14 protein-coding genes and 1 tRNA gene are annotated in these 14431 nt (G+C 47.3%); 12 read left to right on the plus strand and 3 right to left on the minus strand.

Annotation, left to right across the window (positions count from 1 at the left end):
* Positions 1–64 precede the first annotated feature (64 nt).
* Positions 65–757, minus strand: coding sequence for a GDSL-type esterase/lipase family protein (locus tag QUA20_RS28095; RefSeq protein ID WP_333193223.1), 693 nt, complete (start codon positions 755–757; stop codon positions 65–67).
* Between the two features lie 80 nt (positions 758–837).
* On the opposite strand from QUA20_RS28095, the gene QUA20_RS28100 reads away from it, so the two are divergent.
* From QUA20_RS28100 to QUA20_RS28125, 6 genes are all read left to right on the plus strand, one after another.
* Positions 838–1068: a DNA-directed RNA polymerase subunit omega gene (locus tag QUA20_RS28100; protein WP_172188796.1), complete on the plus strand. Its 231-nt coding sequence runs from the start codon at positions 838–840 to the stop codon at positions 1066–1068.
* Positions 1069–1343: 275 nt separating this feature from the next.
* A complete protein-coding gene (locus QUA20_RS28105) occupies positions 1344–1991 on the plus strand; it encodes a hypothetical protein (RefSeq protein WP_333193225.1) in 648 nt (215 codons plus the stop codon).
* Between the two features lie 141 nt (positions 1992–2132).
* Positions 2133–2501 carry a DUF1818 family protein gene (locus QUA20_RS28110; RefSeq protein WP_333193226.1) on the plus strand — a complete coding sequence of 123 codons (369 nt, stop codon included), beginning with the start codon at positions 2133–2135 and terminating at the stop codon, positions 2499–2501.
* 37 nt (positions 2502–2538) lie between these two features.
* Positions 2539–2612: transfer RNA gene (locus QUA20_RS28115), tRNA-Pro, on the plus strand.
* 154 nt (positions 2613–2766) lie between these two features.
* A complete protein-coding gene (locus tag QUA20_RS28120; RefSeq protein WP_333193242.1) occupies positions 2767–3171 on the plus strand; it encodes an Arm DNA-binding domain-containing protein in 405 nt (134 codons plus the stop codon).
* A gap of 23 nt (positions 3172–3194) precedes the next feature.
* On the plus strand, positions 3195–3644 hold the full coding sequence (locus QUA20_RS28125; protein WP_333193227.1) for a hypothetical protein: 450 nt from the start codon (positions 3195–3197) through the stop codon (positions 3642–3644).
* A gap of 312 nt (positions 3645–3956) precedes the next feature.
* On the opposite strand, the gene QUA20_RS28130 is transcribed toward QUA20_RS28125, so the two are convergent.
* Positions 3957–4358: a biopolymer transporter ExbD gene (locus tag QUA20_RS28130; protein ID WP_333193228.1), complete on the minus strand. Its 402-nt coding sequence runs from the start codon at positions 4356–4358 to the stop codon at positions 3957–3959.
* The gene (locus QUA20_RS28135; RefSeq protein ID WP_333193230.1) at positions 4342–5001 is read right to left on the minus strand and encodes a MotA/TolQ/ExbB proton channel family protein; all 660 of its coding nucleotides are present in this window, start codon (positions 4999–5001) and stop codon (positions 4342–4344) included. Before QUA20_RS28135 ends, QUA20_RS28130 begins: the two co-directional genes overlap by 17 nt.
* A 752-nt stretch (positions 5002–5753) precedes the next feature.
* Between QUA20_RS28135 and QUA20_RS28140 the strand changes: the two genes are divergently transcribed.
* The 6 genes from QUA20_RS28140 to QUA20_RS28165 all read left to right on the plus strand — a co-directional run bounded on the left by QUA20_RS28140 (position 5754) and on the right by QUA20_RS28165 (position 14369).
* On the plus strand, positions 5754–7304 hold the full coding sequence (locus QUA20_RS28140; RefSeq protein ID WP_333193231.1) for an energy transducer TonB: 1551 nt from the start codon (positions 5754–5756) through the stop codon (positions 7302–7304).
* A 90-nt stretch (positions 7305–7394) separates the two neighbouring features.
* Complete coding sequence (locus tag QUA20_RS28145; protein ID WP_333193233.1) at positions 7395–8480, plus strand: hypothetical protein; 1086 nt, start codon at positions 7395–7397, stop codon at positions 8478–8480.
* A 510-nt stretch (positions 8481–8990) separates the two neighbouring features.
* Entirely contained in the window at positions 8991–10877 is a 1887-nt protein-coding gene (locus QUA20_RS28150; RefSeq protein WP_333193236.1) for an acylase, read from the plus strand.
* Complete coding sequence (locus QUA20_RS28155; protein WP_333193244.1) at positions 10856–11032, plus strand: penicillin acylase family protein; 177 nt, start codon at positions 10856–10858, stop codon at positions 11030–11032. Before QUA20_RS28150 ends, QUA20_RS28155 begins: the two co-directional genes overlap by 22 nt.
* 128 nt (positions 11033–11160) lie before the next feature.
* Positions 11161–11766, plus strand: coding sequence for an aminotransferase class III-fold pyridoxal phosphate-dependent enzyme (locus QUA20_RS28160; protein WP_333193238.1), 606 nt, complete (start codon positions 11161–11163; stop codon positions 11764–11766).
* A 47-nt stretch (positions 11767–11813) separates the two neighbouring features.
* Complete coding sequence (locus QUA20_RS28165) at positions 11814–14369, plus strand: amino acid adenylation domain-containing protein (protein WP_333193239.1); 2556 nt, start codon at positions 11814–11816, stop codon at positions 14367–14369.
* Positions 14370–14431: the final 62 nt, after the last annotated feature.

Consider the following 14431-nt stretch of genomic DNA (forward strand, 5'->3'; position numbering starts at 1 on the left):
GCAGAACCTGTATTATGTAGGGGCAGTGCCAAGAGTGCCCGCCCTCGCTCGATTTGATTAATGACTAATGACTAATAGCGGCTAGCGGTTCCCAACTCGTTGCATCTTCAAATAAAGATTGATACCCCGCTGCATTGGGATGTAGCCCGTCTGCAATCAGGCGCGATAGCCACCAATCACTGCCCCGATTTATCCATTTATCAAAAATATCTAAATAGGGAATTCCCCGCAACTGACAAGCTAATTTTGTTGCTTCCTTATACCGATATTGGTCGGCATGACTGTAATACAAACAATCTTGAAAAGGCATTTTACTTTCATCCACGGGCACCATCCCGACAAATATCACCGGACAAAGTTGTTTGGAAGTGTCTAATAAATTATCCAAAACATTTTTAAAATGTTCAAACTCAGTGTAGCTGCGCCCGGTAGGCGACTGCACTCTCGCCGAATCGTTGAGGCCGACGGAAAGAATAATCGCATCCGGGACGCGGTTTCTGAGCTCGCCACGGTGGCGAAACTCGTTTTCCAGGCGCTGGGAGACTTGATAGGTGCGATCGCCCCGAACGCCCAAATTGTATAAAACGTGTCCTGCACTCTCCGGTAACATCCACTGTCGGCGCAGTCTTTCTACCCAGCCACCGCCTACACCGTCGCCGAAACCGTAGATTAAGCTGTCACCGAAAGCAACCAATTTGAGGGGATGAGAATTTCCCCGATGCAAGTGACCAAAGGAATAGGCTGTTGCTGCCTGCATAAGCAATGATACTCAGTTAATAAATTATGAATCTTGACATACTAGACTAGAATGTAACATTACATAAAGTAGGTAGTCTCATGGTTAAGCGTCCAACCTTCGATTCAACTCAGCTAACCCGTCGGGCGGAAGAGTTGATCGGTGCTGCATCCAACCGCTATCGGATTACGGTACAGGTGGCGAACCGCGCAAAACGCCGTCGCTATGAAGATTTTGACAATATGGACGACCATCAAATGAAACCTGTAATGCGGGCGATATTTGAGATGTCGGACGAACTGACTCAGCCGGAAATAATCGGAGATATCTAGACTTCGGGAGTTTTGGGTTTTGAGTGGAGAGTTGCCAGCAATTTTTGTCAACTCAAAACCCAAAACTTTTTTAAACTAGACTGGCGCGCCTAGGCGAAAAACTCGGTTTATTTTATATAAGCAACTCAGCCGGAATCTCGCACTGCTAAAAAACGCTTTTTACAAAATCAGGATGCTGCCAACCGGGTTTCTTTTCCTAATTCATAAACTTAGAAAGTAGGACTTTGCTGGTCGTAAGATTATGAAAATTTTATATGTTTAAAAGTGTCAAAACCGTGAATAAATTAAAGCAGGGCTTAAGTTTTCTGTGCGTTACTTTGAGTGTGGCGATTTTCACGCTTTTGAGTTGGGTATTGGAATCGGGCGAATTGAGTATGTCGGCTTTGGAACCTTCGCTGCTGCGGAGTTCTGAGTCTGCGTCCGTGCAGCAGGTGGCTCAACAATCTGCGCCGTTGCAAGTGAGGGTGCAAGATGCGTGGAAATTGGTGTATGAAAAATTGCCGGATTTGCCGATCGAAAATAACTACATTTCTAACGAAACAGGAAAAGTCGATCCTACCAATACTTTAGTCGGGCGGTTGATTCGATATCACGTATTTGTCAAAGGACGCCCGCCCAATTACCGATTTGATTGGAAGTTGAGTTTAGCTGACTATTTGGGGGCGACTCCCGATTATTTGGTGGAAAGCGTGTATCCGGGAAACGACGTTTTGCGCTCAAATCCAATGGAACAGGATCGTGCTGCTATTCAAAGGTTAAATAGATCGCAGCGGGATGCTTTGGTTCAAGCTTTGGTGGATGTTTTTACGGAGAGTTCCGGGGGCGGGCGCACACCGGCGGCGGGGGAAAAACCACAAGGGCGATCGAATTCCCCGGAGATACCGCAGCCGCAGCCGGGAGATGCGAAGTTGCTGGCACCTTAATACTCATGGATGCAAAAACCGGGTTTTTTACGGGAATATTGCTGTTGACCCTTTAACACAGGTAAAAAACCCGTTTTCTTTCGTATTTATGGGTAAGTCCTACTAATCTAAAATCCAAAATCTAAAATCTAAAATCCCTTAATGGTGGAACGTGTAATTAAGACTGGTAGCGGATGGCGTTTGGGATGGAACCCGGAAGCGGAGGAGTTTCAGGGTTTGGTGGCTGGCGACGGTTGGGCGATCGAACTTACGGAGGCTGAGTTGAACGATTTTTGCCGATTGTTGGGGCAATTAGCCGGCACAATGAGTCACATGGCCTCTGAGTTAATGGACGAGGAAAAAATCGCCATTGAAGCCGAAAGCGACTTGCTGTGGGTGCAGGTGGAAGGCTATCCCGAAGCTTACAGCGTGCAGTTGATCTTAAATGCTGGCCGGAGGTGCGAGGGTTTTTGGCCGGCGGCTGCGGTTCCGAGTTTGGTGCAGGCGGCAAATGTTTTAAAAGTTTTTTGACTTTCTATAGAATTCCATGCTAAGCTATTAAAGCTGTCGGGGCGTAGCGCAGCTTGGTAGCGCACTACTTTGGGGTAGTAGGGGTCGTGGGTTCAAATCCCGCCGCTCCGATAGATGGAATCCTTGAGAAATCAAGGATTCCATTGTTTTTTGTAAGCGCGTCAAGTCGTCCTCCCTCTTGTGATAATCGGTCACAATCAATCATAATCGGTCAGCAAGTAAGATCGAATTAAGATCCAAAAATATTGCATCTGGCAAGGTTGCGATACAAAATCTCAAAGGCAGGCTGCGGTTGGCGTGGTCGTGGGGCGGTAAGCAGTTCTGGTTGTCGATCGGACTGCCGGACACTCCACCAAGTCGCAAAGTGGCAGAAATCAAAGCGCGGACGATCGAACTCGAAATGGGCAGCGGTAACTTTGATCCGTCGCTGGCAAAATACAAGGCTCAGAAACAAGCAGAGTCGATCTCTGTTGTCGAATTATTCGATCGATTTATGGAGTACAAGCACCGCCAAGTAGCAGAAGGTACATTTGCCAAATACCTCGCTTTTCAGAAGCAAATTGCTAATTTTCTCAACAACAAGGCAGCTATTTCTATTTCCGAAAGCATGGCTGAGAATTGTTGCGAGCATCTAGCCAAAACCTTAAAGCTAGAGCCTATTACAGTGTGAGAAGGTATCGCAATAATTAATGCTTGCTGGGAATAAACCCAGAAAAAAAGTGGGTAATAGAAAATCCTTGGGCTGAAGTCAAAATATCGGTGCCGCCCAAACAACCTGCCAAGCCATTTACATTAGCGGAAATCAAGTTAATTGTTCAGAAATGTCGTATCCATCCAGCCCTCAGCCACTATGCCAATTACATAGAATTTAAGTTTGGAGTTGGCCTTCGTACCTCCGAGGCAGCGGCGCTTCTGTGGCGACATTGCTCAGAAGAGTGCGATCGGATGTGGATCGGGGAAACGGTTAAAAGAGACAAGGGTAAAGCAGCCCAGCGCAAAAAAGACCGGACGGTGCCGCTGCCGCTAACTATCGAACTTCAGCAAATACTTCTCAACCGCAGACAAAGCAATTTTCAACCAGACGATCCTACTAGGACTCACAGATTGTTTCCGGCGCTCTCGCCAATATTCACAGTATTCTGAAAGAGTACCATCTGGATACTTTTCCATCATCAGAGAAGAGACAATTGACCCTTGTGCGAGTGTAAGACTATTTTCATACTTCCACCATGTTTTTTTTGGTTGAAGATGACGAGTAATTTGTTTTTATTTCAAGTGTTTCTGGACAAAGACTTTACTCACATCAAAACGAGCGACTCCTTTCCTAATTGATGTATCACCTTGTTGATATGTTTTAACTATTTTTTCACTCGTCTACCTCAAATAAGGTTTCATTTCTTCCGCTTATCTACTGAATTTAGTGTCCCACATATAAATGCAAGATGCTGTAGCTCTCTACTTTGTGGTAGCAATCCCTAACTTAGCTCCCTTAATTCGGCGTAATCGATCCATAACTTCCACAACCCTTCCGTGATTGACGCTTTTATCCGCATTCAGCACAATTAAGGCGCTCGGATTTGACCCCATCACTTGTCGCACCGTACTCTCAATCTGGTCTAAGTTGACTAACTTTTTATCAACCATGAATTTTCCCTGAGCATCGAGCGTGACGGTAATTTTAGCAGGCGAGTCCTGAACTTGAGACGTTGATGCTTTCGGTAAATTTACGGGCAGACCCTGGGATTTGGATAAAGACAAAGAGGAAACAATTAGAAATGTCAATATGGCGAAGACCACATCAATCATTGGCACGATGTTGATCTGGGGAATATTATCAGGTTCATCGGGTAGACGCATAGTTAGATTCTCTTGGTAGTTTTTCGTAGCGGTGACGGTACAATAACTCTAGCTGGCCTCCGGCTTCCTGAATATAAGCTATCTGCTGTAAGTAAAACCCGCGAAACATATTGGCAAATAGGAGCGTAAAAATTGCCACCACTAACCCCAGTGCCGTAGAGATGAGGGCTTCGCTAATCCCAGCGGTAACGCCTGCGGCATTGGTGCCAGTGGCATCCCCCAGTTTGAGGGAACCAAAGGTAGTAATTAACCCCAAAACTGTTCCGAGCAACCCAAATAACGGGGAAAGGCTGATAATGGTGTCAAATATTGTATTGAATCGCTTCAGGATGGGGATTTCTGCCTGAGCGCCACTCTCTAGGGCCAAACGAAATTCTTCGATGTTGGGCGAGTCTAATTCTAAAGCTTCTAAAAAAATCCGGGCTAGGGGCAAATCGCCGTTTACTTGTAACTTTTTGATGGCGGAATCTGGGTTTTGACTGTATATCTGTAGCACTTCCCGCACCACTCGCCGCTGCCGCCGATTTACCCTAAACCAAAAGGCAAGACGCTCTATGATCAGCGCTACTGCTGCGATTGACGAGGCAAACAGCGGCCAAGCAACAATGCCTGCGGCCTTAAAAATGTAAATGAGACTATCCATTGGTTTGTACTCTCGCTAGCTCTGTTGAATGATCGCAAGCTGCCTAATGGTGCAATTAGCCCGATCGAAGGCTGGTAGAGTTTCTGCGTCAAGTCGGTATAAGTGATTCAGACTGCGAATTGTTTCACTCAAGCGCGATCGCGATCGCACAAACGCACTACCTGTATGTGACTATCTTCGTCTTTACCCAAAATGCTTCTACTGCGATCTCGACCGATTTTTCTCCCAGTGCTTGCTTGCTAAAGATTTGCGTTAGGACTTGACAATAATCTTCAATAATTTAAAAGATTTTCAACTAGGTTTCCACAAAATTCAGTGTTTGTCAAGCCATCATCCACAATTTTAAATAAGATTTGTTTATAAAAATATTATTAAACATTTTTGATTGTTATGTAATAATCTTCTCTGAAAAGCTTGAGAATATTGAAATTTATTGGTAAATTACGGGCTAAAGTATTGTATTTAAGGCATTGTGGAACCTTGCCCTGCCAGAATCAGAACATTGACAGCACCCACGAGAGCGACGTAGGCGCACCCACAGGAAATGCTGATCGGTAGCGTCTACTCGCTATATCAAAATAAAATAATGAAAATTAATTGCAAGAGTCTTGAACAGGGTGACAGTCTTCTTATAGGATGGGTAGGTTCATCATTGATAGCAAGCTCAAGCGGCAGTTGGTAGCTTGTTTCGGGTGATGTGGGAGAGCCAGCGAGGATGTTGCCAACCCATCCATAAAGGAGATTGATAAGGCATGAGTTTTTCAAATGTTTCGGCGACGCAAAGACAACAACAAGAAGAAGGTCTCAAAAAAGTTCTGGCGCTCAGTCTGTTAGCCTCAACCTTCCTGCACGGTGTCGCGCTGCCGTTGAGCCTCAAGTTGGTCAAACCTGCTGAATTTGCAGAAGATGCCATTGAAATTGTTATGCTTGATGAGCCCAAAGTAGAGGAAACCCAGCCAGAGCCGGCTATTGAAGAAAAGGTATCTCCCCCGCCTGAGACGTTAAAACCAGAACCGCCACCAGAGCCAACTCCCCCAGAGGAGTCACCGGTAGCGGCAACGCCTCCGCCGATTCCAGAGGAGCCACCGGTAGCTGCAACGCCACCACCGATTCCAGAGGAGCCACCGGTAGCTGCAACGCCCCCGCCGATTCCAGAGGAGCCACCGATAGCGGCAACGCCACCACCGATTCCCAAGGAGCAACCGGTAGCGGTAACGCCACCACCAGAGATTAAGAAAGAGCTGCCCTTAACGGAAACTTCGCCACCAGCTCCTATCGAGCCTTCCCCCGCACCTCAACAGGATTTCAATTCCCCAGAAACTCCTAAAACCCCGATCGCCGAGGAACCCGAAACCCCCTCGCCCGAGCCTCCAAAAAGCGAACCACCCGTTATCTCCTCCCGCCCCAAGGGTGCTGGGAGTCTCCCAGACTTTACAAAAGATGCTGGAAATCCCAACTCCTCCGACAGCCCTGAAAAAAATAACCCGCTCTCCTCATCTGCTTCGGCGGGTAGCGGGGAGCCTTCCTCAGAGCCATTAAATCCTTCTTCCGGGCCCATACAGCGCTCGCCCGGGGCTGGGTCGCCAGTCACAGCTACTAGGCCCGGAGGCGGTGGCAATTCTGGAAATGCGATCGGGGATGTAGGAAACCTCGCCTCCTCTGATAGCCCCGGAGGAAGTGCGTCGAATTCACCATCCGGTGCCAGCGAAAATGGCGACATACCTTCCTCAGAGCCATTTGCGGCTGGTTCGGGGCGATCGCCCCGAACGCCTGGGGCTGGTTCGCCAGTCACGACCACCAGGCCAGGAGGCGGCGGCAATTCTGGAAATGCGAGCGGAGGTTTAGGAAACCTCGCCTCATCTGGTAGCCCTGGAGGTGGAGGCCCTGGAGGTGGAGGCCCTGGAGGAAGTGCGTCCAACTCATCACCCGGCGGAGGTGGAAATGGTGGCGGGGGTTCGTCAGGGCCATTTGGCAGCGGTTCGGGGTCGGTGCCAAAACCGACAAATCCAGGAAGAGGGGGGAGTCCTTCGCGCCCGAAAGGCCCGGCTCCCGGCACTTGCATTAGCTGCGGTAAACCTGAATATCCGAGCGCAGCCAGAAAACAAGGGCGGGAAGGCCGAGTGGAAGTCATGTTTGACGTTGACCCCAACGGTAAGGCATTCAACATCGCGATCTTGACTTCGAGCAATCACGAAGACTTCGATAGCGCAGCGATTAAAACAGTAGAAAAATGGAAATTTGCCTCATCAGAGACTGGCGTCCAAGGAAAAACAGCATCCATTACCTTCCGGCTCAATGACTAGGGATTTTTTTGAGACTCTAGCAATGTGGCTGGGAATTCTATAGCACCGTCCCAGGAATAGCAAAGTTAAAAGTTGAATTTTTTGTGAATTATGAATTTGGGAATGTCGTCAGCAATATTAAGTAAACTTCAGCGAGTTGGACTCGCTCTATTACTTGGTTCCAACTTGGGAATGGCTCTGTTGTTTGCCAACCCTCACAGCGCAATGGCAGGAGTAATTACTTTACCCGATGGCGGACGTTGCGAGGGAGAATTGAGTGATGGAAAACTCAGCGGCCCCAGCATCTGTCAATATGCCAACGGCGATCGCTACGAAGGTCAATTTCTCAACGGCCAACCTCACGGTCAAGGCATTTATACCTTTAAAGAAGGAGGTAAATACCAAGGAGAATTTGCCTTGGGTGAATTCAACGGTCAAGGTGTCCGCGAATTTGCTAACGGCAACCGCTACGAAGGGAGTTTTAAAAACGGTGAGTTCGATGGTACAGGAACTTTTACCTCAACTAACGGCATTCGTTACGAAGGCTCTTTTACCAATAGTTCCCCCAGCGGTCGAGGGGCTTTTACGTTCAGTAATGGCACTCGTTGCGAAGGAGATATTAAAGAAGGAAAAGTTAACGGCAAAGGCGTCTGTCAATATGCTAATAAGAACCGCTACGAAGGAGAGTTGCTGAATAATCTACCTCACGGGCAGGGAATTTATACCTTTGCTGAAGGAGGCCGTTATGAGGGGCAATTTAGTGAAGGGCAATTTCACGGTAAAGGGGTTCGCGAATATCCGAACGGCAACCGCTATGAAGGAGAGTTTGTGAAGGGCAATACTCAAGGTCAGGGGTTGTTTACTTTTAAAGAAGGGGGGCGTTATCAAGGGTCGTTTGACAATGGAGAATTTAGTGGTGAAGGTGTCCGTGAGTTCGCCAATGGAAATAGCTATAAAGGCACTTTTGTTAAGGGTAAAATGAGCGGGAAAGGAGTTTACGTTTTTGCGAATGGCGATCGCTGCGAAGGCGAATTTAGCGAGGGTCAGTTCAGCGGCAAAGGTAGCTGCATTTACGCTAATGGCGATCGCTATCAAGGTGAATTCCTCAACGGGCAAAAACACGGGCAAGGTTCTTATCTATATGCAGATGGAACGAAGCTAGAGGGAAATTGGCAACAGGGGCAGCTCCAAAAATAACTTCATAACCTATTTCTCCCTACTTGTTTACCCCCCTCCTCACCAATAACATTAATGCTTTACAGCCGGCACACCGACGTTTTATAGCTTTTTTAATTTGGTGAGGGTAGGGGAGGGCTTTTAATTTCACATCCGATTTACACAGGGTCTTTTTTCGGATTTTCTGGATTGCTCGAAGAAGAGTTATTTTTTTTACGGCAGATCTATGTGTATAGCAATCCTCGCATCATTTGTGAATTTCTTACGGACTCCCAGCGGGTTCGGGGAGAGTTGGGGTGGGCTAAAAAATTTACGACTAATTTAGGATTGCTATACACGTAGAGAGGTTACGTTTTTGGGCATCGAATTTGGTATAATTTTTTTTCTTGTTCTCCATAAAAGAGATTTAAATTCTCGGCGTTTTGTTCGTGCAGCTTGTTGAAAAGGCTGCAATGTCTAAGTTTAACCCTAGCAAATTAATTTCCCGTGTTTATACAACTAAAAAAAAACCGGCGGATTGTCTCGTTATTAATGAGTTTTATCTTAGTTTTGCTCCTCAATAATTGGGTTCAAGCCGCCCCTCAAACCGGTACTCAAATTCTTTGGGATACCTATGGAATTCCACACATTTACGGAGAGAATACTAAAAGCCTTTTCTACGCTTTCGGGTGGGCGCAGATGCAAAGTCACGGTAATCTGATTTTGCGTCTTTACGGGCAAGCTCGCGGGCAAGCTGCCGAATTTTGGGGCGAAGATTATCTGGAATCCGATCGCTGGGTGCAAACTATGGGAATTCCTAATCGCGCCAATTCGTGGTATGAATCACAAAATCCCATTTTTCGCAACTATATCGATGCTTTTGTTGGCGGAATGAATGCCTATGCAAAAGAACACCCAGAGGCGCTCACCGAAGAATTAAAGGTAGCATTGCCCCTCAAACCGGTAGATGTATTGGCACACGCGCAACGCGTCATCAATTTTACTTTTGTAGTCGATCCAGAACGCGTTGAAGATCTCGCTGAAAATGACACCCCCAAAGGCTCTAATGGTTGGGCGATCGCTCCTTCCCATTCTCAAAGCGGCAATGCCATGCTATTGGCAAATCCTCACCTTCCTTGGTCGGATTTATATTTATGGTACGAAGCACAACTGGTTGCCCCAGAAATTAACGCTTACGGAGCGACTCTCGTCGGATTTCCAGTATTAACGATCGCCTTTAATGACAACTTGGGATGGACTCATACTGTCAACACTCACGATGGCTGGGATGCCTACGAATTGCCCCTCGCTAACGATGGCTATCGCTTCGATGGCAAAATCCGAAATTTTGACAGGGAAGAGAAGGTTTTAAAAGTGAAAGAAAAGAATGGGAATTTGCGATCGGAATCTCTTGTAGTGCGGCGTTCTGTTCACGGGCCGATTCTTACAGAAAAACAGGGCAAAGCGATCGCCCTGCGCGTTGTCGGACTCGATAAACCAGCAGCCCTTCAGCAGTGGTGGGATATGGCACGATCCAAGAATTTTTCTGAATTTGAAGCCGCTTTAAAGCGCTTGGAAATTCCCATGTTTACCGTCATGTATGCCGATCGTGAGGGGCATATCATGCACTTGTTTAACGGTCAAGTCCCCATACGCAAAAATGGAGATTTTAAATACTGGTCAGGCACGATCCCAGGCAATACATCAGAGACTTTGTGGAGCAAAAATCATCCCTATGCGGATTTGCCGCGCGTTGTCGATCCGCCCAGCGGTTGGTTGCAAAATACCAACGATCCCCCCTGGACAACGACGTTTCCCAGTGCGATCGCACCGGATAATTATCCCGCCTACATGGCACCGCGCGGCCCGATGAGCTTGCGATCGCAGCGATCGGCAAAAATGCTCTTAGAAGATGCAAAAATCTCTTTCGATGAATTGATGCAATACAAACATTCCACTCAGGTAGAACTCGCCGACCGCCTCCTCGATGATTTAATTCCCGCCGCACGGCAAGGCAGTGAAAAAGCGCGTCGCGCTGCGGAAGTTCTCGCCACTTGGGATCGCAAAGTCGATGCGGGCAGTCGCGGTGCGGTGCTGTTTGCCTTTTGGAAACAAGCGATGGATGCCGATCAGTTATTCGCTAAACCTTGGAGCGAAGATGCGCCACTAACGACGCCAGACGGGTTGGCAAATCCTGCGGAGGCGGTGCGGGTGCTGGAAGCGACAGCAACCAAAGTTGAGGTAACTTATGGCGCGTTAGATGTGGCATGGGGGGAAGTCTTCCGATTGCCTGGGGAGGGGAATCTGCCTGCAAATGGAGCTGACGCTGCTTTGGGTGTATTTCGCGCTCAGTATGGTTTGCTCCAGGGAAAGACGATCGCTTTCAAGCGGTTGCGGGCGATTCTTTTGTCGCTGCGATTGAGTTCTCGAATCCGGTGAAAGCGATGGCGCTAAACAGTTACGGCAACGCCACTCAACCCGGTTCGCCCCACGCAGGCGATCAGTTGCAGCTCTTTGCTCGCAAGGAATTGCGCCCTGTATGGCGATCCCGATCGGAAATTGAAGCTCACCTGAGTTCGCGCCAGAAACTCTAGGAGAAGGAAGAGGGAAGAGGGAAGAAGTTAAAAGACCTCTTTCCGTTTCCCCTTCACGCATCGCGCAGCAGTCGGCAAGCATACCCACCGACTCCTACGAGGAATAAGCCCAGCGCGCAGATAGCGTATTGCAACAACTCAGAGATTTGTGCGATCGCCACGACATTTTATTAATTTGCGACGACATTCAAGTGGGTTGCGGGCGGACAGGGCCATTCTTCTCATTTGAAAGAGCTAATATCGTTCCCGATATGGTAATCCTCTCCAAATCGATCAGCGGTTATGGATTTCCGATGTCGCTTTTGTTGCTTAAACCTGAGTTGGATATTTGGGAACCGGGCGAACATACAGGTACATTTCGGGGAAATCAACTCGCTTTCGTAGGAGCTGCCGCTGCTCTAGAGTATCGAGAAAATATCCGCCTTGAACCAGAAGTACAAGTGAAAGAGTTTTTGTTAAAAAAATTCCTCGCCGAAGAAATCGCCCCCATCAGCCCAAAAATAGAGATCCGAGGAATTGGTTTAATTTGGGGCATTGATTTAGTAAAGTTTGGCGGTGCCAGTTTTGCTAAAAAGGTCACTTCGCGGTGTTTCGAGTTGGGATTAATCGTCGAAAGAGTTGGGAGAAATGATACCGTGCTCAAAATCTTGCCTCCGCTAACTATAGAATGGCCGATTTTGAAAAAAGGCTGCCAGATTCTCAAACAAGCCTTGTCCGATTGCTTGAATTCCTAATTGCCCTAACTTTTTCCAATTTTTTTAATAATGTCAGGAGACGATCGATGATAGCCGTAGCCAATCAAATCAAGCAGCTTACCCCCATTTCTAATAACTTGTTGTCTCAAAAAATTTATTGGTTAAAAAAGCTATCCGGGGTACTGCCGGAGACAACTTTGATAGCCGATTATGTAAGACCTGTGCTAGATAGTGGCAAAGAGCGAGAGGTCGCATTTGAACTGTCGAACGAACTGTCTGAAGCGATTTTTAAGTTGGCGAAAAAATCCGATTTGTCAATTTATCTAATTCTCCTCGCTACCGCTAAAATACTGCTCCACAAATATACGAGCAATAGGGATGTTATTGTCGGCTCGCCGATTTATAACCCCGAAAAAAGCGATCGCTTAATTAATCGAGTGGTTCCGCTGCGCTCCACTGTAACTCCTCAGTTGACTTTTAAAGAGTTTCTGCTGCAAGTCAAAGATACTGCGATCGCGGCCTACAGCCACCAAAATTATCCGTTTGCTGAATTAGTGCGGTTGTTAAAACTTTCGGAAACTCAGAGCCGCTGTCCAATTTTTGACGTAGCCGTCTTATGGGAAAACATTCACTCTGCAAGCGATCTCGCGGAACTCGGCAATGATTTAACAATTGCTTTGAAAGTCGAGGGCAATCGCATTGTCGGCAAAATTGATTACAGCGACTTGCTTTTCAAAGAGGAAACCATCAGAAGACTGACGGCACACTATGTCAATCTTTTGGAAAACGTCACCAACAACATTCACCTTAAAATAGCGGATCTTAGTTTTTTAAGCCAATCTGAAATCCGCCAGCTATTAGAAACTTTTAACGACAATGCTAGAGAGTATCCTGTCGAGCGAACGATTCACGATTTATTTGAAAGCCAGGTAGAAAAAACGCCCGATCGCATAGCTGTTGTTTTTGAAGAAACTCAGTTAACTTATCGCGAACTGAATGCAAAAGCGAATCAACTAGCCAGATTTTTGCAGAGTTTAGGAGTCAAAAATCGACAACTGGTGGGAATTCTGCAAAAACGCAGTCCGAATTTTCTCATCGCTATTCTCGCTATTTTAAAGGCGGGGGGAGTCTACGTGCCAATTGACAGCACTTATCCTGCGGAGAGAATTCGCTATATGCTTTCTCACAGCGAAGTGCCGATTCTCTTAACAGACGCTTCATTTTTAGAGGTTTTGGCAAGCCAAATCGAGTATTGCCCTAAGTTAAAATATTTGGCTTGTTTAGATGTCAAGCCGGAGGGCGCAGCGATCGCCGCCGAGGTTCAGATATGCGATCGCCGCGATTTCGATAAACTGCCCGCAGCCAATCTAGAAACTAGCAATCGCGGCACCGATCCAGCTTACGCAATTTATACCTCGGGTTCCACCGGATTGCCCAAAGCAGCTATTATCCGACACGGCGGCGCGCTCAATCACATTTACGCCCAATTTGAGGCGCTGGGATTGACTGAAGAATTTACCTTTTTGCAAAGCGCTCCCGCTTCATCGGATATTTCGGTTTGGCAATTTTTAGCGCCTCTTTTAATTGGCGGAAAAACCGTAATTGCCGACGCGGAAACAATTTGCAATCCAGAAAAATTGTTTGAGGTAATTCAAAAACAAAAATTAACCCTCGTCGAACTCGTTCCCACCGTTGTCCGAGGATTGACAGACTATCTTTCAAAATTCTCGCTGCAGCAACGAGCGTTCCCCAATTTAAAATGGATGATGGTAACGGGAGAATCCGTCTCGGTAGAGTTGGCGAATCAGTGGTTGCGCCTGTATCCCTCTATCGGCGTTGTCAATGCTTATGGCCCTACAGAAGCGGCTGACGATATTACGCAGGCAATTATTGAAAAACCTTTGCCGGAAAATCAGCGATCGCTATCCATTGGCCAACCCCTCGCCAATTTAAATCTTTACATCCTCGACTCTCAGATGAAGTTAGTGCCCGTCGGAGTGCCAGGAGAGATTTGCGTGTCGGGATTTGGCGTCGGCGAGGGCTATTGGAAAGATGAAAAGAATACTCAATTAAGCTTTGTTGAAAATCCCTTTCCAAATACGGCAAAACCGCTGCCAGGAATTGACAAAGATTTAATGTACAAAACCGGAGATTTAGGGCGGTGGCTTCCGGATGGAACGATCGAATTTCTAGGGCGCATCGATCGCCAGGTAAAAATTCGCGGTTTCCGCATCGAACTAGGAGAAATAGAGGCTGTATTGGAGCGACATCCAGCGGTGCGGGAGACGGCAGTTATCGTCAGGGAAGATAGCCCGGGCAACAAGCGTCTAGTCGCCTATATCGCTGGGCACCAGACACAAAACAGTTTATCAGAGTTTCAAGCCTCGAGCCTGGCAGATGAATTATGCGGCGATTTAAAACAAAAATTGCCTGAGTATATGGTGCCTTCAGCCTTCGTGCTGCTGGAGGCGCTGCCGCTTTTGCCGAATGGAAAGGTGGATCGCCGATCGCTGCCTGCACCGGAAAAAAGCGCGATCTCCGCGGTGCGATCGCCTGTGGAAGAAATGGTTGCTGGCATCTGGAGCGAAGTGTTAGGCGTCGAGGGAATTGGCAGCGAGGATAACTTCTTTGGGCGTTGCTGAGTTAGAGTATGAATAGGAGGAATAATTTATGCAATGCCCAGAATGTAAATCAACCCATATCC

The organism is Microcoleus sp. Pol7_A1 (genome assembly GCF_036701085.1).
In the GTDB taxonomy this organism is placed as follows: Bacteria; Cyanobacteriota; Cyanobacteriia; order Cyanobacteriales; family Microcoleaceae; genus Microcoleus; species Microcoleus asticus.

Excerpts from the sequence above, each read along its gene's own strand:
- QUA20_RS28095 (WP_333193223.1), bottom strand. The coding sequence starts at position 757 with ATGCAGGCAGCAACAGCCTATTCCTTTGGTCACTTGCATCGGGGAAAT.
- QUA20_RS28100 (WP_172188796.1), top strand. The coding sequence starts at position 838 with ATGGTTAAGCGTCCAACCTTCGATTCAACTCAGCTAACCCGTCGGGCG.
- QUA20_RS28110 (WP_333193226.1), top strand. The coding sequence starts at position 2,133 with ATGGTGGAACGTGTAATTAAGACTGGTAGCGGATGGCGTTTGGGATGG.
- QUA20_RS28130 (WP_333193228.1), bottom strand. The coding sequence starts at position 4,358 with ATGCGTCTACCCGATGAACCTGATAATATTCCCCAGATCAACATCGTG.
- QUA20_RS28135 (WP_333193230.1), bottom strand. The coding sequence starts at position 5,001 with ATGGATAGTCTCATTTACATTTTTAAGGCCGCAGGCATTGTTGCTTGG.
- QUA20_RS28140 (WP_333193231.1), top strand. The coding sequence starts at position 5,754 with ATGAGTTTTTCAAATGTTTCGGCGACGCAAAGACAACAACAAGAAGAA.
- QUA20_RS28145 (WP_333193233.1), top strand. The coding sequence starts at position 7,395 with ATGAATTTGGGAATGTCGTCAGCAATATTAAGTAAACTTCAGCGAGTT.
- QUA20_RS28150 (WP_333193236.1), top strand. The coding sequence starts at position 8,991 with ATGAGTTTTATCTTAGTTTTGCTCCTCAATAATTGGGTTCAAGCCGCC.
- QUA20_RS28165 (WP_333193239.1), top strand. The coding sequence starts at position 11,814 with ATGATAGCCGTAGCCAATCAAATCAAGCAGCTTACCCCCATTTCTAAT.